Origin of the sequence: Streptomyces sp. NPDC059009 (assembly GCF_042740175.1) — a bacterium.
Lineage (GTDB): Bacteria > Actinomycetota > Actinomycetes > Streptomycetales > Streptomycetaceae > Streptomyces.
In genome coordinates this window covers 162,645-181,856 of the sequence record NZ_JBHYJB010000012.1, presented here as the reverse complement: position 1 = coordinate 181,856, position 19,212 = coordinate 162,645, and the positions used below count along the sequence as shown (strand labels likewise).

The 19,212-nt window shown below is 71.9% G+C and carries 16 protein-coding genes and 1 riboswitch; of the genes, 1 reads left to right on the top strand and 15 read right to left on the bottom strand.

The features are described 5' to 3' along the window. Positions 1-8: 8 nt before the first annotated feature. Positions 9-1,421 carry a family 2B encapsulin nanocompartment shell protein gene (locus ACFWYM_RS15025; RefSeq protein ID WP_384835640.1) on the bottom strand — a complete coding sequence of 471 codons (1,413 nt, stop codon included), beginning with the start codon at positions 1,419-1,421 and terminating at the stop codon, positions 9-11. 281 nt (positions 1,422-1,702) lie between these two features. Beyond that, positions 1,703-3,082, bottom strand: coding sequence for a magnesium transporter (gene mgtE / locus ACFWYM_RS15020; protein WP_384835636.1), 1,380 nt, complete (start codon positions 3,080-3,082; stop codon positions 1,703-1,705). A gap of 329 nt (positions 3,083-3,411) precedes the next feature. Next, positions 3,412-3,583: riboswitch (M-box (ykoK) riboswitch) on the bottom strand. 158 nt (positions 3,584-3,741) lie between these two features. Here mgtE and ACFWYM_RS15015 point away from each other — a divergent pair. Continuing rightward, the gene (locus ACFWYM_RS15015) at positions 3,742-4,512 is read left to right on the top strand and encodes a phosphatase PAP2 family protein (RefSeq protein WP_384835633.1); all 771 of its coding nucleotides are present in this window, start codon (positions 3,742-3,744) and stop codon (positions 4,510-4,512) included. 24 nt (positions 4,513-4,536) lie between these two features. On the opposite strand, the gene ACFWYM_RS15010 is transcribed toward ACFWYM_RS15015, so the two are convergent. From ACFWYM_RS15010 to ACFWYM_RS14950, 13 genes are read right to left on the bottom strand one after another with little or no spacing between them, the layout of a single operon-like run. Next, positions 4,537-5,862, bottom strand: coding sequence for a glutamate-1-semialdehyde 2,1-aminomutase (locus ACFWYM_RS15010; protein WP_384835630.1), 1,326 nt, complete (start codon positions 5,860-5,862; stop codon positions 4,537-4,539). Positions 5,863-5,869: 7 nt separating this feature from the next. Next, positions 5,870-6,421: a dTDP-4-dehydrorhamnose 3,5-epimerase gene (rfbC, locus tag ACFWYM_RS15005; RefSeq protein WP_384835728.1), complete on the bottom strand. Its 552-nt coding sequence runs from the start codon at positions 6,419-6,421 to the stop codon at positions 5,870-5,872. A gap of 11 nt (positions 6,422-6,432) precedes the next feature. Continuing rightward, complete coding sequence (locus tag ACFWYM_RS15000; RefSeq protein WP_384835627.1) at positions 6,433-7,767, bottom strand: polysaccharide pyruvyl transferase family protein; 1,335 nt, start codon at positions 7,765-7,767, stop codon at positions 6,433-6,435. Further along, positions 7,764-8,720 carry a glycosyltransferase family 2 protein gene (locus ACFWYM_RS14995; protein ID WP_384835624.1) on the bottom strand — a complete coding sequence of 319 codons (957 nt, stop codon included), beginning with the start codon at positions 8,718-8,720 and terminating at the stop codon, positions 7,764-7,766. The genes ACFWYM_RS15000 and ACFWYM_RS14995 overlap by 4 nt, the downstream gene beginning before the upstream one ends. Continuing rightward, positions 8,717-10,033 carry a hypothetical protein gene (locus tag ACFWYM_RS14990; RefSeq protein ID WP_384835621.1) on the bottom strand — a complete coding sequence of 439 codons (1,317 nt, stop codon included), beginning with the start codon at positions 10,031-10,033 and terminating at the stop codon, positions 8,717-8,719. The genes ACFWYM_RS14995 and ACFWYM_RS14990 overlap by 4 nt, the downstream gene beginning before the upstream one ends. A 5-nt stretch (positions 10,034-10,038) precedes the next feature. Then, complete coding sequence (locus ACFWYM_RS14985; RefSeq protein WP_384835725.1) at positions 10,039-11,292, bottom strand: DUF4910 domain-containing protein; 1,254 nt, start codon at positions 11,290-11,292, stop codon at positions 10,039-10,041. A 32-nt stretch (positions 11,293-11,324) separates the two neighbouring features. Next, positions 11,325-12,350, bottom strand: coding sequence for an NAD-dependent epimerase/dehydratase family protein (locus ACFWYM_RS14980; protein WP_384835618.1), 1,026 nt, complete (start codon positions 12,348-12,350; stop codon positions 11,325-11,327). 3 nt (positions 12,351-12,353) lie between these two features. After that, a complete protein-coding gene (locus ACFWYM_RS14975) occupies positions 12,354-13,016 on the bottom strand; it encodes a PIG-L deacetylase family protein (protein ID WP_384835616.1) in 663 nt (220 codons plus the stop codon). Beyond that, on the bottom strand, positions 13,013-13,807 hold the full coding sequence (locus tag ACFWYM_RS14970) for a glucose-1-phosphate cytidylyltransferase (RefSeq protein WP_384835613.1): 795 nt from the start codon (positions 13,805-13,807) through the stop codon (positions 13,013-13,015). Before ACFWYM_RS14970 ends, ACFWYM_RS14975 begins: the two co-directional genes overlap by 4 nt. Continuing rightward, the gene (locus ACFWYM_RS14965) at positions 13,804-15,051 is read right to left on the bottom strand and encodes a methyltransferase domain-containing protein (protein ID WP_384835610.1); all 1,248 of its coding nucleotides are present in this window, start codon (positions 15,049-15,051) and stop codon (positions 13,804-13,806) included. The genes ACFWYM_RS14970 and ACFWYM_RS14965 overlap by 4 nt, the downstream gene beginning before the upstream one ends. Then, the gene (locus tag ACFWYM_RS14960; RefSeq protein WP_384835609.1) at positions 15,048-16,373 is read right to left on the bottom strand and encodes a glycosyltransferase; all 1,326 of its coding nucleotides are present in this window, start codon (positions 16,371-16,373) and stop codon (positions 15,048-15,050) included. Before ACFWYM_RS14960 ends, ACFWYM_RS14965 begins: the two co-directional genes overlap by 4 nt. Before the next feature lie 2 nt (positions 16,374-16,375). After that, positions 16,376-17,629: an O-antigen ligase domain-containing protein gene (locus tag ACFWYM_RS14955; RefSeq protein WP_384835723.1), complete on the bottom strand. Its 1,254-nt coding sequence runs from the start codon at positions 17,627-17,629 to the stop codon at positions 16,376-16,378. 37 nt (positions 17,630-17,666) lie between these two features. After that, on the bottom strand, positions 17,667-19,193 hold the full coding sequence (locus ACFWYM_RS14950; RefSeq protein WP_384835607.1) for a right-handed parallel beta-helix repeat-containing protein: 1,527 nt from the start codon (positions 19,191-19,193) through the stop codon (positions 17,667-17,669). Positions 19,194-19,212 lie beyond the last annotated feature (19 nt).

Genomic DNA, 19,212 nt, shown 5'->3' with positions numbered 1-19,212 from the left:
CGGGTCCACTACCTGGGCCAGCGGGCGATCTGCACGTTCTCCAGCACGCCGACCGCGTCCGGCACGAGGATGGCGGCGGAGTAGTAGGTGCTGACGAGGTAGGAGGTGATCGCCTTCTCGTCGAGGCCCATGAAGCGGACCGACAGGCCCGGTTCGTACTCGTCCGGCAGGCCGGTCTGATGCAGACCGATGACGCCCTGGTTGCTCTCGCCGGTACGCATGCACAGGATCGAGCTGGTCTTCTCCTTCGTGATCGGGATCTTGTTGCAGGGGAGGATCGGGACCCCGCGCCAGGCCGGAACCTGCTGGCCGCCGAGGTCGACGTGGTCCGGATAGAGCCCGCGCGCGTTGAACTCGCGCCCGATGGCCGCGATCGTCTTGGGGTGCGCGAGGAAGAACTTGGAGCCGCGGCGGCGGCAGAGCAGCTCGTCCATGTCGTCCGGGGTCGGCGGGCCGGAGTGCGGCTGGAGCCGCTGCTTGAAGTCGGCGTTGTGGAGCAGGCCGAACTCCCGGTTGTTGACGAGCTCGTGCTCCTGGCGCTCGCGCAACGCCTCGATGGTGAGCCGGAGTTGCTCCTCGGCCTGGTTCATCGGACCGTTGTAGAGGTCGGTGACCCTCGTGTGGATGCGCAGAATGGTCTGGGCGACGGAGAGTTCGTACTCGCGTGGCTTCAGTTCGTAGTCGACGAAGGCGCCGGGCAGGGCGTGTTCGCCGGTGTGGCCCGCCGACATCGCGATCTCGGCCTCGCCGCGGTGGTTCTGCCGCTGGCGGGGCAGCGACCGGAACTCCTCGATGTGGTCCCGGAGGCTCTGCGCGGTGGACAGCACGGCCGTGAAGTCGGCGCGGGACAGCGTGAGCAGGGTGCCCGACGTCTCGGCCGTGGCGGTGTACTCCCACTGGGCGTCCGCGTCCAGCAGGGCGCTCTCCCCGAAGCGGTCGCCGTCGGCGAGCACGTCCAGGGCGACGTCGTCGCCGTACGCACCGACGGAGACCCGGCCGATACGGCCGTGGGCGATCAGATGCAGCTGGTCCGCGGGCGCCCCGCGCCGCACCAGGGTCTCGCCGACCTCGAAGTCGTGCTGGACGCACCGGCCGGCGAGGGCGGTCAGCGCCTCCACGTCGTCGAAGCCGCGCAGCAGGGCCAGTTCACCGAGTTCACGGGGGATCACCCGGACCTCGGCGCCGTCCTGGACGAAGTCCACGCGGCCGTCGCCGACGGTGTACGTCAGTCGCCGGTTCACCCGGTAGGCCCCACCCTTGGCCTCCACCCACGGGAGCATCCGCAGCAGCCAGCGAGAGGTGATCTCCTGCATCTGCGGGGCGGACTTGGTGGTGGTGGCGAGGTTGCGGGCGGCTGCCGTGCCCAGGCTGGACCGCTGGGGCGGCTCCAGTCGTGCGTCCGGGCTCGAGTCAACGGTCACGGGTGAACTCTCCTTGGTCGGGGCAATGCGGCCCGCATGCGGGCAGGGCAAGGCAAGGGGGCGAAAAGCGGGGCGTAGAACGGGAATCCGTCCAGATCCCCGAGGACGGTAGCTGCCGGTTCGCCCCCCGGACCAAGGGAAGCCGGGGACATTAACTCGATACGATGATCGGGGCCGCGCGATGTTTGCCCAACACCGACAAGATCAAGCCGAGTTGGAGGGCCCCGCACACCGTCGAGTGGTGCACAGGGCCCGTCGTGTGGTCACGCCTGGGGACACTCCTAGGCGAGCAGGTGGCCGAGGAAGACGTAGGCGAGGCCGAAGTACACGAACACGCCCAGCAGGTCCATGATCGAGGTGATCAGCGGGGAGCTCAGCGTCGCCGGGTCGGTGCCGATGCGGCGGGCGAGGAAGGGCAGCACCGCGCCGATGATGCCGCCGAGCGCCGTGCAGATGAGCATGCTCAGGCCGACGACCATCAGCACATCGGAGTCGAGGCCGCTCTTGGTGAAGTTCGCCAGCACGACCTCCAGCACGGCGACGCACACGCCGAGCGCCAGCGCGATGGCGCACTCGCGGCGAACGACGAACCAGACGTCCTGCCACCGCAGCCGCAGCTGGCCGAGTGCCATCGAACGGATCACCAGGGTGGCGGACTGGCTGCCGGTGTTGCCGCCCATGTCGACGATGGGCGCGATGAACGCGGCCAGCACGATCACCTCGGCCAGGATGTCCTCCTGCTGGGCGACGAAGGTGGAAGTGATCATGCCGAACACGGTCAGGATCACCAGCCACAGCAGCCGGGTGCCGAAGATCCGCCTCATCGTCGACTCCTTGAGGTCCAGGTCGGCCCCCTTGCCGAGAGCCGCGGTGCCGCCGTAGCGGGCCAGCTGGGTGGCGTCCTGCTCCTTGTCGATGTCCATGGCGTCGTCGACCGTGACGATCCCGATCATCTTGTCGTCGCTGTCGACCACCGGAACGGCCAGCAGGTCGTAGCGGCGGATGTGCTCCGCGGCCCTGTCGTCCGGGTCGTCGGCCCGGACCGTGACCGAGGAGGCGGTGACCAGCGAGGTCAGCGGGGTGTCGTCCGCGGCCATGACCAGGTCGCGCAGCGAGACGGTGCCGGTGAGCCGCCCGTCGGAGTCGACCACGTAGATGACGTAGATGGTCTCCTTGTCCGGCGCGGTGGCGCGGATGACGCGGAGGGCGGCGCGGACGGTCATGCCGGAGTCGATGGTCGTGTACTGCGAGGTGGCGGCGGAACCGGCGGTGCCCTCCGGGTAGTCGGCCAGGCGCAGTATGTCGTCCCGCTCGGCCCGGGACAGCGAGGGCAGCAGCCGCTGCCGGGCGGCGGTGTCGAGGCGGTGGTACAGGTCGACGCGCTCGTCGGACGGCATGGCCGAGACGAGAGCGGTGACGGTGGCCGGGGGCAGTTCGGCGAGAACGGCGTCCTGGAAGCCGTCGGGCAGTGCGACGAAGAGTGTGGCCGCTTCCTTGGGGGCCGCCGGCTGCAGCAGGCGGGCCACCCGCTGCGGCGGGGTGTCGAGCAGCGACTCGGCGATGTCGGCGACGGGCGCCGACAGCATCAGCCGGTGGAATGCCTCGGCGTCGGGGCGGGAGAGCAGCGTACGGACGTGGAAAGCGATGTCCTCGCGGAGCATGGCGAAACCTCACAGGGAAAAGGGCATGCCTGAGAGAGACAGGGCATGCCTGAGAAAAAGGCATGGGAAAAGGAATTCGCGCCGAAAGCAAAGAGGGAAAAGAAGAGGGGAAAAGGGGGCGCGATCAGATGAGGTACGCCGGTGACGGCGTACTGGCGCAGGGCAGACTTCCGCCCCGGGTACTCGGACTACTGCTGGAGCCGCTTCTCATAGCCGTCACCTCCTGCGGGCCGGGGCGCACGGGGGCGCCGTGGACATGCGCACGCGCAGGAGCGGGCAAGGGCGTATGGCGGGTGACGTACGTCGCACGGCACGGGCCCTGACGCCCTCGAGCACCCCTCTCGACAGAGCTTTGGCACTGCACGGCGTGCCCGTCGCGATGCGGGAGCCACTTGGGCTCAACCCTTAACCCGGGAAGAGCTGTCCTGACCCGGGGCGTCTTTCGACGTTGGGGGTCAGTGGCCTATGTCCGTACAGACGCCTCACCTAGCGAGGTGCATGCAATGGCAAGTGAAACAGATGGCACGTAATCGGTCAAAATTCGGAATAGAAATCGGCAGGCCCGAGCCGTAGTGCGTCGGAGTATGCGCGTGGTGCCGGAACTGCTCGTTGACTAGGGTGGCGAGGAGACGCTGAACCGGTGCCAAGGGCCGGTGTCCGTGGGGCAGTTGGGGGCGCTGGTGGGTGGATCGGAGACGACGGGGGTGCTGCCCGCGTTGCTGCGTGCGTGGCTCGGACTGATCGCGGCCCTCGCCGCGTCGGCCGTGGTCGCGCTGGGGGTGCTGTACGCCGGTCACAGCGAGCCCGGCAGGGTGGACCGGTGGTTCGTCGACCCGACGGCGGACAGTGTGCGGCCGCCGTGGCGGCGTATCGCGCTGGCCGTCGACTTCCTGGGGGAGCCCGCCGGGTCGGCCGTGCTGGTCGTGGGCGCCGCGGCGGGCTCCCTGGTGCTGTGGCGGCGGCTGCGCGCGGTGGTGTTCGTCGTGGTCGGGGTCGTCCTCGCCGTGGGGACCACGACGCTGCTCAAGTACCCGGTGGGGCGCACCATCCACGGCCCCGACAACCTGTCCTACCCGAGCGGGCACACCGCCTTCCTCACCGCTCTCGCCCTCATGGTGGCCCTGCTCGCCGCCGGGCGGCTCGGGCTCGGCCGGGCGGCCGGGCTGCTGTTGGTGCTGGCCTCGGGGCTGGTCGCCGGTGCCGCCATGGGCTGGGCCCAGGTCGCCCTCGGCGCGCACTACCCGACCGACGTCCTCGGTGGCTGGTGCACCGCCCTGGTGGTGGTGCCGGTGACCGGGTGGGTGGTCGACCGGACGGCCGACCGGCGGAGCGAGCGAAGGGGCGAGCGAAGGGGCGAGCGGATGGGTCCCCGCATGGATGAGCGGATCGGGGACCCGACGGCCGACGCCGGTCCTGGGGAGCGCAGTTGACGGTGCGTCATGCCGCGCTCTCCGTCACGCCAGACGACGGAACACCGGCCTCACCGGCCGCCCGGCCAGCCACGGCGTGGGGTCACCCGCGTCAAGTGCCTTGCGGTACACGGCACATGCCTGTGCCACCACCTCGACGGTGCGGTCGATGTCGGCGTCGGTGAGCGCGCTGCTCACCACGAACGACGGGGCAAGCACCCCGCCCATGAGGAGGTGGCGCAGGAACAGGGTGCGGTACTGCTGCGACGGCCCGCGGTTCTCGTCGAGGGTGGCGAAGACCAGGTTGCTGGCCCGGCCCCGGACGACGATGTGGTCGCCGACGCCCATGCTCGCCGCCGCGTCGCGGACCCCGGCGGCCAGCCGCTCTCCGAGGGCGTGCAGCCGCGCCGTGATGCCCTCCTCCACGTACGTCATCTGCACGGCCATCGCGGCCGCCAGGCAGTGCGTCTCCGCACCGTGCGTGGTGGACAGGAGGAACACGCGGTCGGCGGAGTGGCGCAGCCCGCCCCGCTCCATCAGTTCGCGGCGCCCGGCGAGGGCGGAGACGGCGAAGCCGTTGCCCAGCGCCTTGCCGAACGTGGAGAGGTCGGGGACCACGCCGTACAGGCCCTGGGCGCCCGCCTCGGACCAGCGCAGGCCGGTGATCATCTCGTCGAAGATCAGCACGCAGCCGTGCCGGTCGGCGAGTTCGCGCAGGCCCGCGAGGTACCCGGGCGGGGGCTCGGTGTGGGCGGCGGGTTCCAGGATCAGACAGGCGACCTCGCCGGCGTACCGGGTGAGGAGCTCCTCCGTGGCGGTCAGGTCCCCGTACGGGAACGCCACGGTGAGGTCGGTGGTCGCCGCCGGGATGCCGGCGGACATCGGTGTGGTGCCGATGAACCAGTCGTCGACGGAGAAGAAGGGGTGGTCGGCGCAGATGGCCACCCGTTGGCGCCCGGTGACGGCACGCGCGAGGCGCACGGCGGCGGTGGTGACGTCGGAGCCGTTCTTCGCGAACTTCACCATCTCGGCGGTCGGCACCGTCGCCAAGAAGCGTTCCGCGGCCTCGACTTCGAGGATGGACGGCCGGACGAAGTTGCTGCCGCGGCCGAGTTCGCGCCGCACCGCCGCCAGCACGCGCGGGTGCGCGTGGCCGAGGCTGACCGACCGCAGCCCCGAGCCGTACTCGATGTACTCGTTGCCGTCGATGTCCCACACGTGGGCACCCTGGCCGTGGCTGATGACCGGGGCCAGGTTCTCGGGGTACTGGTCGTCGCCCTTGGCGTAGGTGTGCGCGCCACCGGGGATCAGGGCGTGCAGCCGCTCGTTGGCCTGGCGCGACCGGGGCAGGGGGAACTCTTCGGCGTCCACGGTGACTTCAGCTCTCCTTCTGCTTCAGGACCTCGGCGAGGCTCGGCGCCTCCCGGTCCCGCTGGGACATCGACGCGACCGGCAGCGGCCAGGGGATGGCGAGCTCCGGGTCGTCGAAGGCGATCGTCACGTCCTCGGCCGGATCGTGCGGGCGGTCGATGCGGTACGAGACGTCGGCGGGCCCGGTCAGCGCCTGGAAGCCGTGCGCGCACCCCGCCGGGATGTACAGGGCCCGCTGCGTCTCGCCGGACAGCTCGAAGGTGGCCACGTTGCGGTAGGTCGGCGAGTCCGTGCGCAGGTCCACGACGACGTCGAAGATCTTCCCGTACGAGCAGCGCACCAGCTTGGCCTCGCCGTTGCCGGAGCGCAGGTGCAGGCCGCGCAGCACGCCCCGCACCGAGCGGGAGACGCTGTCCTGGATGAAGGCGTCCGGGTCGAGGCCCACCGAGCGGAACACGTCGGCGTCGAAGGTGCGGCAGAAGAAGCCGCGTTCGTCGGCGTACGGCGTCGGCTCGAACAGGTACGCGCCGTCGATCGCCGGGACTGCGGCCGCGTTCATTCCGGTCGCTTTCATGGAGTCTCCCGCAGGGATTGTGCGTGGGTGTGAGTGGAGGCGTGGGTGTGAGGGGTGGTGTTGGTGTGAGTGGTGGTGTCGGTGAGCGTGTCGGCGGTGGTGCGGGCGGTCCGTGGGAACACCGCCGCGGTCAACTCCGCGAACTGGTCCGCGAGACGCCGGGCGGCGGCCCCGTTCCGCTCGGTGAGGGTCCGCCGCAGCTCCGCCGATCGCCGCTCCAGCTCCCGGAACTGTGCGAGCAGCCGGTCCGCGTCGACCTCGCGGGCCGGGTGGCAGTACGCGGCGAGGCCCATCTCGGCCATGAGCGCGTCGCTCTTCGCCGCGTAGCTGAGGGCGAGCGTCGGCGTGCTCGTCTTCAGGGCGCAGACCAGGTTGTGGTAGCGGGTCGCCACCACGGAGCCGGCCGCCGCCGTCTCCTTCATCAGGTCGGCCAGCGAGGCCACTTCGGCCGCGGTGACCAGCGGTGAGCCGACCGCTTCGAGGATCGCGGTGACCACTGGCGCGTCGCACGCGTCGCCGGTGAGCAGCCGGACCGGCCTGCCTTCTTCGACGAGTGCGCGGACGAAGCGGGTCGTGCCGTCGAGGTAGCGGCGGTGGATCTCCTCGGCCCGGGCGCGGTCGTCGTTGCCGCCGTGGAAGTCCATGACGCCGACGCAGACCGTGCCTGGGGTGTTTGGCGGACCCGAGGGCTCGTCCGGTGACGGCGACGGTGGCGTCGGCAGGGCGAAGGCCAGGTCCGGGTAGACCTTGTCGCGCACGGTGCGCACGCCCATCTTCCGCATCGCGTCGCGGGACTGGGCGTCCCGGTACGAGCGGTAGGCGGCGAGCCGTGCCGACCAGCGCACCAGCGTCCGGGTCGGCCGGTTGCCGATCGGGGCGGCGCCGACGCCGACCAGCGCGACCCGGGTGCCGAACAGCCGGCCGGACGCGCAGAGCAGGAACAGTGCGTACGGAAAGCCCCACGGCCGCAGCGGCAGCGTGGCCTCCAGGACGCCCATGCCCGGCACGATCACCACGTCGTGCCGCCGCACCCAGGCGGCGGTGCGGACGGCGTCGACCAGCTTGCCCAGGCCCTTGCCCGCGATCGCGCCCGCCCGCGACGCGGTGCGGTACTCGCCGCGGTACCAGTGCAGCCGCGTCGCGGGGATCCCGTAGCGGTCCGTGACGACCTCGGGTCCGCCGCACAGCGCGTCCACGGGCGCGTCCGGGTGCTCGGCGCGGAGGTGGCCGAGCACGGCCTCCAGCGAGCCGTCGTTGCCGAGGTTGCCGGAGCCGAGCAGGCCGAACAGGCCGACGCGTACCGGCTGTTCGGCCGCGGAGGCACGCGTCATGTCCGCCTCCCCTCGCGGCCCGCCACCAGGTCGTCGACCGAGACGGTGAGCTGGGCCGGGTCGACCGGGGCGCGGTCCTCGACCCGCTCGCCGGCGCCCGGGCGGACCCGGCTGGTCATCCACCTGCTCAGGTGGCCGTAGCAGGCGCGCCGGTCGGCCGCGGACAGCGGCGCCCGCCGGATCGCCGCGACGAAGCCCCAGACGTACTCGGCGAGCAGCCGGGGCGTCGGGTGCAGCGGGCCGGACCGGCGCGGGTCCAGGTTGACGCACCGGGAGCGCTTGGACGGGTTCGCCCGCTCGGCGCGGGTGGGGTGGTCGCGGCGGAAGTACAGCAGCTCCGGCACCTGGTGGAAGGGGCCGTTCAGGACGATCTCGGCGACGAACGTGCGGTCCGCGTGGTGGTAGCTGTCGTGCGGCCTCACCCGGCGCAGCACGTCGGCCCGCATCACCCCGTAGAAGTCGTCGCCGCCGGGCTCGAACAGGAAGCTGCGGAAGCGCTCCGGCGCGCGCGGAGCGTCGGTGGCGAGGGTGTAGGCGTAGGGGACCGTCACCTGTCCTTCGCCGTCGATGACCGCCTGGTCGGCGTGGGCGAGAACGACGTCCGGCCGTTCGTCGAGCGCCTGCACGCAGAGCCGCAGCAGGTCGCGGGCGTACAGGTCGTCGTGCGACGCCCACTTGAACAGCTCGCCGCGGCACTCGGTGAACACGTAGTTGTGGTTCGGGGCGGCGCCGATGTTGCGGGGGAGCCGGAGGTAGCGGATGCGGGAGTCCTGGGCCGCGTACTTGCGGCAGATGTCCTGGGTCTCGTCGGTCGAGGCATTGTCGGTGATGACGAGCTCGAAGTCCTCGTAGGTCTGGCCGAGCAGGGCGTCGAGCGACTCGGCGAGGTACTCCTCGCCGTTGTACACGGGCAGGCCGATGCTCAGCCGGGGAGTGCGGCGAGAGACAGTCATGGCGTCCTCACTTGGGATACGGGGGGTTGGTGGCGCTCGCGCAGGGCGGATCGCAGCTGCAGCCACCACACGGCCGATGCGGTGACGGTCGCGGCGGCGACGCCCCAGGCCGAGCCGGTCGTGCCCGCCGCGGCCGCCCCGCCGAGTCCGCCGCCGACGTAGCAGGCGGAGGCGAAGAGCTGGCAGCGCAGGCTGCGCCGGGCCGCGGCGAGCGCGCGCAGCCCGGCCGCCGCGCCGACGCCGAGGCCGGAGCCCGCGACGCCGAGCGCGGCCGGCACGATGAGCGCCGAGGCGGAGTGCCAGACGTCGCCGAGCACGAGCTCGCCGAGCCGGTCCGGCACCAGGAGCAGCGCCACGCCCCACAGCAGCGCGGCCGCGGCGAGGCCGGAGCCGAGGAAGAAGCAGAACGTGGCGAGGCGGTGCGGGGCCTGCCGCAGCACCCGGGCCGCTTCCGGGACGGTGACCAGCGAGAGTCCCATCAGCACCGCGAGGAACGGGCCGAGCAGGAGCTCCGCTCCCCGGATCACGCCCACCGCGCTGACCCCGACGATCAACCCGAGCCCGTACGCGCGCAGTTGGGACGCTCCGCTGACGCCGACGTTCTCGACCAGATACCGGTAGCCGAGGTCACGCTGCTCGCGCAGCCACGCGCGCGCTTCGGTCAGCCGGGGCCGGATGCCGGACTGGAAGCAGCCGTACCCCGAGGCCACCGCGGCGGCCGCGCCCCAGGCGAGGACGAAGGCGGCCACGCTGTCCCCGCTGCTCATGCGGGCCGCCACGACCATGGCCGGGACGAGCGCGACGGTCGCCAGGACGTCGTTGGTGAACGCCTTGCGCCCGGTGCCCGCGGCGAAGAACGAGAACCGCCAGGCGTCCTGAAGGAGCAGCCCCGGCAGGACCACGCCGAGCGCGGCGAACGCGGGCCCCACCCGGCCGCCGAGCGCGAGCCCGGCGACCAGGCACGCCGCGCCGATGGCCCCGCCGACGCCCAGCGCGGTACCCGTCGACCGGGCCGCCGCCGAGCGCCAGGAGTCGGTCGGCACACCGCTGAAGCGCACCACGAGCGGGTCGGTGGCCAGGCCGCGGGAGACGCTGAGCACCACGCCGTAGGTCACCCAGGCCAGGCTGAACACGCCGAACGCGGAGAGCCCGAGGGAGCGGGCCACATAGACGCCCACCGCGAAGTTGTTCATGCTGCAGACCGCCTGGTCGGCGAGGCCCCAGGACAGCCGGCCGGCCATGGCCCGCTTGGCGGACCGCCGGGCGTGCCTGCCGTGGGCCACCGCCGTCGTCGCCTCCCCCTCGGTGCTCATCGCCGTCACGCCTTGATCAGCCCGGCGCCGTGCAGGGCGTCGGCGGCTACGGCGACGGTGTCGAAGGGCAGCCCGGACCGCTCGGCGACGTCCAGCAGAGCGTGCTCGCCGTCGGCGAGGCTGAGCACCCAGAGCATGGCCAGCTGGGCCTCTTTCGCGTCGCTGCGGCCGCCGAGCGAGTCGTACAACCCCCGCCGCCCCAGCTGTGGTTCGCCGTAGGGGCTGAGGTTGCGGTAGCGCCGGTTCCGGTCGAGCACGGCGAACGCCTCGCGGCAGACCGCGAGGGTGTCCGCCATCGCCTCCGCGGAGACGAAGTCCGGGTTGTCCGCCGAGGTGTGGTACTCGGGGTATCCGGCGTACGGGGTCCGGCTCAGCGAGCCCACGCCGAGGTTGAACCCGGGCGAGCAGTACTGCCGCTCGTCGTAGCCGTACGGCGTGAACTCGGCCACGCGGTGCGGGCGTTCGGAGGCGGCGAGGACGTGCCGCAGCACCCGGTCGATCTCCGCGTCGCCGCGCCTGCTCTCCTTGTACGTCAGTCGGCCCCGGTCACCGGCGCAGGCGAGCACCAGACCGTGCTTGACCCGTTCGATCCGCTCGGCGTTGCGGGCCAGCCAGGTGATCGCCCCGATGGTGCCGGGTGCGTAGATGAACCGGTAGGTGTAGTACGGGGTTTCCTGTGCCAGCGCGCGGGCCAGGAACGTCGCCACCGCGATGCCCGCCAGGTTGTCGTTGGCCAGCGACGGGTGGCAGACGTGACAGGAGACGATCACCTCGTCCGGGACCTGCCCGGGGACCACGTGTTCGGCGTAGGTGAGGTGGCCGTCGGCGAGGGTGGAGTCGATCCGTACCTCGTAGTCGCCCTCCGGCAGCGCGTCCAGGGTCTCCTGGGCCAGGCAGAACCCCCACTCCGGCCGGTAGTAGCTGGTGCGGTACGGCACCCAACTCGGGTGCTCCGGAAGGGTGTACAGATGCGGGCGCAGCTCGGCCAGCGGCATGGTCGCCGACACCGGCACGCTGTAGCCGAGCACGTGCAGGCTGGACTCGGCGAAGTCGACGACGCGTTTCCCGGTGGCGTCGGCGACGTACGCGTCCCGGATGTTCCACTCCTGCGGCACCGTCCAGTCGAGGACCTGCGTCCCCGTCGGCACCTCGTGCACCTGCAGCGGGACGTACTCGCCGACGATCTCCAGGGTGGCGCGCACCCCGTCGCCCGTGATGCTCCGGCAGAGCGGGTACAGCCGCTCCACCAGCGCGTGCATCTCCTCGCCGACGCCTTCCCTTGCGCGCGTGGTCACCGGCGCCACCGCAGGGTGTCGTCGACGGCCCCGGCCTCGGACGCCGCGCGCAGCACGGCGAGGCGGGTGAAGCGCTGCTCGAAGTCCTCCCGGGTCAGCCCGAACTGCCGGTAGGCGTCGGCGAGTTCGAGCGCGCCCTGCTTCACCGTCCACTCGCAGTCGAAGCCTGGGATCGCGGCGCGGAACCGGGAGAAGTCCACCCGGTACGACCGCGGATCGGCACCCGTCTCCCCGGTGATCACCACCTTCGAGCCGGACACCGCCTCGGCGACCTCCTTGGCGATCTCGGCGACCGTGACGTTGTTGCTCTCGGTGCCGATGTTGAACGCCCGGTCGTGCACCGCTTCCTGGGGCGCGGTCAGCGCGGCCGTGAAGGCCCGCGCGATGTCGGCCGCGTGCACCAGCGGACGCCAGGGGGTGCCGTCGGACATCACCAGGACCTCGCCGGACAGGAGGGCGTGGCCCACCAGGTTGTTCACCACGATGTCGGCACGCAGCCGGGGGGAGTGCCCGAACGCGGTGGCGTTGCGCATGAACACCGGGCTGAAGTCGCCGTCGGCCAGCGCGTGCAGGTCGTCCTCCACCCGCACCTTGGACTCCGCGTACGGGGTCACCGGGCGCAGCGGGGCGTCCTCGGTCACCACGTCGTCGCCGCCAGCGGCGCCGTAAACCGAGCACGTCGACGCGTACAGGAAGCGCCGCACCCCGGCCTCGCGGGCGAGGCGCGCGAGCCGCACGGACGCGTGGTGGTTGATGTCGTAGGTGAGCTCGGGCGCCAGCGAGCCCAGCGGGTCGTTGGACAGCGCGGCCAGATGGATCACGGCGTCCACCCCGGCCACGTGCTCGGCCGTGACGTCGCGCAGGTCCACCCGGTGCCCCGGGGCGTCCGCGGGCGGCGGGCCGAGGACGCAGTCGGCGAACAGGCCGGCGTCCAGGCCGACGACCTCGTGCCCGGCCGCCGTGAGCACCGGGGCCATCACGGTGCCCAGGTAGCCCTGGTGTCCGGTCAGCAGTACGCGCAAGGTTCAGTCCCCCAGAGTGAAAGTGCCGAGAGCGAGCGTGAGTTTGGTGGCGGCGAACGCCTCCGCGTAGCGGGCGTGGCATTCGATGCCGCGGATCCGCGCGAGGCCGAGGAACGCCTCCCGGTCGTACCAGGGCCGGTGCCGCTGCGAGGGGTAGTGCTCCTGCAGCAGCCGCACCTTGTCCTCGGCGACCTCCGGCGACAGCGGCTGGTACGCCGACGGACGGCCGAGATCGCCGTCCCACTTGACGATCTCGTAGGCGAGGACGAGGTGGTCGCGGAACGCGGTGGGGATCAGCCGCGCCAGGCCGCGGTGGTCCTGGTGCGCGTCGTCGGTGCGCGGGGCGAGGACGAGGTCAGGATCGGTCCGCTCGCGCAGCTCCTCGACCGCGGCCTTGGCCTCCTCCCAGTGCGCGGGCAGCCGGCCGTCCGGCAACTTGAGCACGGTCAGGTGGAGTTCGGCGCCCGGGCAGAAGGCGGCGAGCGCGGCCCGCTCCTCCTGCTCCCGCTCGCCGCCACCGCCAGACAGCACCAGGGCGTCGACGCGGAGGCCCGGCCGCGCGCGGCACATCGTCAGGAGCGTGCCACCGGCGCCGATGGCGATGTCGTCGCAGTGCGCGCCCACCGCGACGATCCGGTTCAGGGGCCCGGCCCCGAGCCGGATCACGCCCGCGCTCCGGCGGTGTCCCGCTCCCACACGGCCCACGGCCGGTCGCCGCGGGCGTAGGCGGCATCCAGCGCGGCGCGCTCCTTCACGGTGTCGGTCGGCTTCCAGAAGCCGCGGTGCTGGTGCGCCACCAGGCGTCCCTGCTTGGCCAGTTGGGCACAGCCGTCGGCGACCAGGTCCCCGTTCTCCGGTATGTGGTCGAAGACCTCCTGGCGCAGCACGAAGTAGCCGCCGTTCTCCCACAGCGGCAGCTCGCTCACCGCGGTGATGCCGCCCACCAGGCCGTCCTCGCCCAGGTCCACGCAGTGGAACGAGGACTGCGGCGGCACCACCATCATCGACGCACCCGCGTCGCGCCCGGCGAAGTTCTCGATCATCTCCGGCAGTGGGGCGTCGGTGAGCACGTCGGCGTAGTTGGCGAGGAACATCTCGTCGCCGTCCAGGTGGTGCCGCACCCGGCGCAGCCGCTCCCCGATCGGCGACTCCACACCGGTCTGCGCGAACGTGATCGTCCAGTCCGAGATGTCCGTGGACAGGAGCTCGGTCTTCCCGCCGCGCAGCACGAAGTCGTTGGACGTCGTCTCCTCGTAGTTGAGGAAGAAGTTCTTGATGTGGTGGGCGCCGTAGCCGAGGCACAGGATGAACTCCCGGTGCCCGTAGTGCGCGTAGTAGCGCATGACGTGCCAGATCAGCGGCCGCGGGCCGACCATCGCCATCGGCTTGGGCACGTCGTCCGCGGCGCCGCTGCGCATCCGCATCCCGTAACCGCCGCAGAACAGAACGACCTTCATGACGTCACCTCGACGATGCCCTCGACAATGCTCAGTTCCGGGATGGGAAAGACCAGGCGGCCGCCCCAGTCGTGCACGAAGGACAGCTGCTCGACCAGCTCGGTCCGCAGGTTCCACGGCAGGACGAGGACGTAGTCCGGCCTGTCGGCGGCGATCTGCTCGGGCGGCAGGATCGGGATGCGGGTGCCCGGGGTGAACCTGCCGTGCTTGTACGGGTTGCGGTCCACCGTGTAAGCGAGCAGGTCGGGCCGGATGCCACAGTGGTTGAGCAGGGTGTTGCCCTTGCCCGGGGCGCCGTAGCCGACGACCGTCTCGCCGCGCTCGGCCGCTGTGATGAGGAACTTCAGGAGGTCCCTGCGCACCTTGGCGACCCGGGCGGAGAAGTCGGCGTACCCCGACAGCTCCAGCAGGCCGGCGGCCTTCTCCCGGGCCAGTACGTCCGACACCTGCTGGCTCGGCTCGGCGGCCACCTCGGCCGGGCGGGCCCACAGCCGGATGGAGCCGCCGTGCGTGGGCAGCAACTCGACGTCCACGAGGGCGAGTCCGCCGCTGGCGAGGGCCCGGATCGCGGAGGCGACCGTGTAGTACTGGAAGTGCTCGTGGTAGATCGTGTCGTACTGGTTCTCCTCGATCAGCGTCAGCAGGTGCTGCACCTCGATGGAGACCCAGCCGTCGTCGGCGACCAGGGCGCGCAGCCCCTGCGTGAAGCCGACCACGTCCGGGATGTGCGCGTACACGTTGTTGGCGACGACCAGGTCCGCCGGGCCGTGTTCGGCGCGCACGGCCGCGCCGGTCTCGGGGCTCAGGAACTCGGTCAGCGTGGGCACGCCCTTGTCCCGGGCGGCGGCGCCGACGTTGACGGACGGCTCGATGCCCAGGCAGCGGATCCCCCGGTCCACCACGTGCTTCAGCAGATAGCCGTCGTTGCTCGCGACCTCGACCACGAAGGCCTCCGGGCCGAGGCCCACACGGTCGGCGGCGTCGGCGACGAACGTGCGCGCGTGCTCCACCCACGAGGTCGAGTAGGAGGAGAAGTACGCGTACTCGCTGAACGTCTCCTCCGGCGTGATCAGCGGCGGGATCTGCGCGAGCCAGCAGTCGGTGCAGACCCGCAGGTGCAGCGGGTACGCCGGTTCCGGCCTGTCCAGTTGGTCCGCGGCGAGAAAGCTCTCGCACGGCGGGGTCGCCCCCAGATCGACGACGCTCGCCAGTGTCGTCGAGCCGCAGAGTCGGCATCCTGTCATGTGCTGTCCCCATCCCCCCTGCTCGCGCGGGCGCCCCGCAGCGAGCCGGTGTTTCCATTTCCGGTGTTTCGACTTCCGGTGGTGCCATTTCCGGTCTTGCCATTTCCTGACGGCGGCGGGCTGTCGCCGCCGCCGGCCCGCCCCGCGATCGCGGAGCGGTACCCCTCCACCAGGCGGTCGAGGCCGACGGCCGGGCTGAAGCCCTGCTCGTAACGGCGTCGGGCCGCCCGGCCCATGTCCCGGTTGCGGCCTGGTTCGGCCGCGATCCGGCGTATGCAGGACGCGAGCGAGGCCGCCTCGCCCGGCCGGTGCAGGAGGCCGGTCACGCCGTCCTCGACGAGTTCGACGAAGGCGCCGTGACCGGCGGCGACGGTCGGGACCCCGGCCGCCATCGCCTCCACGACCACCAGGCCGAACGCCTCCAGCCACGTCGAGGGAGCCACCACGGCGACCGACCGCGCGATCGCCTCCTGGCACTGGGCCGAGTCGTAGAGGCCGACGTAGCGCACGTCGTCCCGGCCCGCTGCCCAGGCGGTCACCTCGCCCTCCAGCGGCCCCGTGCCCGCGATCACCAGCGGCACGCCCACACCGCCGCCCGCGGCGAGCTCGTCCCACGCGGCCATGAGCAGCCGCACGCCTTTCGCCTCCGCGAGGCGGCCGAGATAGAGCACGTGCTCGCCCTCGCCCGCCCGGCGGGCGTCCGGGTCGGGCACGAAGTTGTGCTTCACCGCGAGGCGTTCGGCGGGCATCCCGGCCCGCACCAGGACGTCGCGCTGCGCCGCGGAGATGCAGAAGAACCGCTCCACGCCGGACCACCACCGCCGCCGGTTGACCGACAGGCTGACCGCCAACGGCACCGTCGCCAGGCGGGAGCCCCGGTAGCAGCCGTGCCGGACGGCGGGCAGCGGTGCCTTCGCGCCGACGCACTCCGTGCACGGGCGGCCGTCCCGCTGCAGCGTGCCGGGCGGGCAGATCTGGGTGTAGTTGTGGAGCGTCGCGACGGCGGGCACCCCGGCGTCGGCGCAGGCGGCGAGCACCGCGGGCGACAGGAGCGGGAAGACGTTGTGGACGTGCACCACGTCAGGACGCCCGGCGCGCAGCTTCACGGCCAACTCCCGGCGCACCGCCGGGTTCCACGGCACGAGGAGCGGCAGCGCGGCCTTGCCGGGGAGGGAGCGGGCGGCGATGTCGTCGCTGCGCCGCTCGAACAGCTCGACCTGGTGGCCGGCCCCGCGCAGCAGCGCCACCTCCTGGTCGACGACCTTGTTCTCGCCGCTCGGCTGCGCCGAGGCGTAGCGGTTGTGCACCACGAGGATGTGCATGGTCAGGTCACCTCCCGGTCCCGGGCCCAGCTCGGGACGCGTCGGCGGGGAGCTGCGGGCGTCGACCGGGCGACGACGGGCGTCGCCGGGGGAGCGGCCGCGGCGGGTGCCGTCAACAGGGCGGCGGCCAGGGCCAGATGGAGCAGATACGGCGAGGCGTCGCCGAGCCCGGCCTCGGTGTACGAGGCGATCGCGCAGTAGCTGATCAGGAAGATCGCGCAGGCCCGCTGCAGCGACGGCGGCCGCAGCAGCGCGACACCGCCGAGGACGACGATGATCGCCGCCACGAGGGTGACACCGGTCCAGCCCTGCTCGTGGTAGACGGCCAGCCAGCTGTTGTCGATCGGCAGCCCGCCGAACGACTTGTCGCCGAGGCCCATGCCGAACAGCTGCTCCGCGGTCGACCGGGGCGCCGCGAGCAGGGCGTCCCAGACCTTGGCCCGGCCGGTGAGGCTGGACAGGCCCTCCTGGGTCTGGCCGCGCAGGTACCAGGACTGCAGCGCGGAGGCGAACCCCACCGCGGCCACGGTGGCGATCAGCACCGTCCACAGGAAGAACCGGCGGGCGGCGGCGCTGGTCAGGACGAGCGAGCCGATCGCCAGGGCGAGGCCGAGGAGCAGGCCGAGCGTGGCCGTCCGGGTGTGGCTCAGCGCGAGCAGGACGAGGGACGGCACGATGACGACCGCCGCACTGGCCCGGTCGGTCCTGCGGCCCAGGAGGAGCAGCACGGTGAGCCCGATGATCACCGCGGCGTACTGCCCGATCTGCGGCGGGGTGAGCGGCCACAACGCGCCGACCAGGCGCCCGCCGTAGAGCTCGGGCAGGGCCGCGCCCGGCGAGATGACCAGGCCCGCGGCCACCGACCCGAGCACCGCGAAGTACATCCGGATGTGGTGCCGGACGAACGTCAGACCGCCGTCCCACCAGCGGGTGAGCAGCCACAGCGTGCCCACGAAGAGCGCGAGGCGGCCGCAGCGGAACAGCGCGCCGAACCCGGACTCCAGGTTCGCGCTGGCGATCACGCTCGGCACCAGCAGCAGGGTGAGCAGCAGCACGTAGGCGCTGGGCCTGATCCGCAGCCGCAGGTTGACCGCGAGCGCCAGCGTGAACGCGGCGACCAGCGCGCCCATGGTGACCATCTGGATGAGGGAGCGGGGCAGCGGCACGATGGTCTTCGCCCCGGCGGAGCCGAGGGTGTTGAGGACGAGCAGCCCCCAGACGGTGCCGACGGTCCTCGGCGTGCGGTCCGCCGCCATCCCGGCCTCCGCCGTCGTCCCGGTCTCCGCCGCCATCTCAACCACCGTCCCGTGCGCGGAAGGTGCTGCCCGCGTCCTGCCGGTACGGATCGGCCTGCCACTGCCCGGAGTCGAGCACCCGGCTCGGGTCATGGGCGACGAACTGCCACGGCCCGATGTAGGTGTTGTGGTGCCAGCGGTTGTGCTGCTCGCGGGTGATCGCCTCGGCCACCCGCTCGCCCTTGTACGGCGACCACTTCGGATAGGTGCCGTAGTTGGCGAGCACCGCCATGCGGTCGCACTTGTCCGTGCAGTCGACGACGGATTTGTCGAGGGTGAAGCGGTTGTCGTGGATGTCCACCCGCTGGGTCTTCCACCGGCAGTCGGCGTAGAGCGGCGACTTGGCGATCGCCGGCTTCGCGCAGCGGTCGGAGCGCGGCACCAGCAGCGTGCAGTCGCCGGAGGAGGTGTTGGCCGGGCTGTTGCAGAACCGGTCGGCGTTCTCCCACAGGGTGATCCCGGACCAGTTGTCCTCCAGCACGTTCCGGTAGATCTCGACCTTGTCGGTGCGCGCGTCGATCCGGGGTTCGCCGCCGGACTCGGACAAGTAGACGGTCGCGAACGGGAAGTTGTCGCCGCGCTCGGCGTATCTGCGGCCCTCGACCCAGTTGTTCCGCCGGATCGTGTTCTTGCGGATGACCGCGTTGTAGCTGGTCTCATAGATCAGCGCGGCGCCGTCGTTGGCCTCCAGCACGTTGTTCTCGATGCGGAAGTCGTTGTTGTTGGTGTCCGCCCACAGCCCGGTGCCGCGGTTGTCGTGCACCCAATTGCCGCGTACATCGGCCCCGTTGACGGCCCAGAACTTGATGCCGCCCGTGCAGCCGCACCCCTCCTTGCGCCGCTCCCAGTCGCCGGTGTTGTTGCCCACGATCTCGTTGCCCTCGACCACCAGGTCGCGGATCGGGTTGCCTGCCTTGTACGCGTTCATTCCGTACTGGCCGTTGTCGCGCAGGCAGTTCGCGCGGACCTGCTGGCGGGCACCGGCCATCAGCCCGGCGCCGGAGTTGCGCTGGATCGTGGAGTGCTCGATCACCCAGCCGTCGGCCGAGTCGTGGTTGACCACGCCCTCGTCCTGCGGCGCGACGAACCCCTGCACGGTCAGATAGCGGATGGTGACGTCGCGGGCGCTGCCGCCGAACGCGTACTGGTTGACCTTCCGGCCGTCGAGCACCGCGCCCGGCGCGCCGAGGTAGCGGTTCCCCTTCTTGGGGACCACCTGGGAGTAGCGGTCCCGGTCGAGCCGGTGCGTGCCCGGCCGGAGCCAGAACGTGGTGTGCGGGGGGCTGCTCCTGGTCTTCGCGGCCAGGTCGCCGGCCACCTTGGGGTCGACCGTCACCGCGCCCTTCGGCGCCTTCGCCGGCCCGGCCGGGGGCGCGGCGCACACCCGGGCCCGGGTCGTGGTCGCGGACTGCTCGGCGCTCGGCTCCGCCGCCGGGGTGCCCGACGTGCTCATGCAGCCCGTCGCCAGCAGCGTGAGCGCCAGCGATGCCACCGGCACCGCCCAGGTCCGCCACTTGATCCCCATGGGTCTTCCCCCCTCTCTG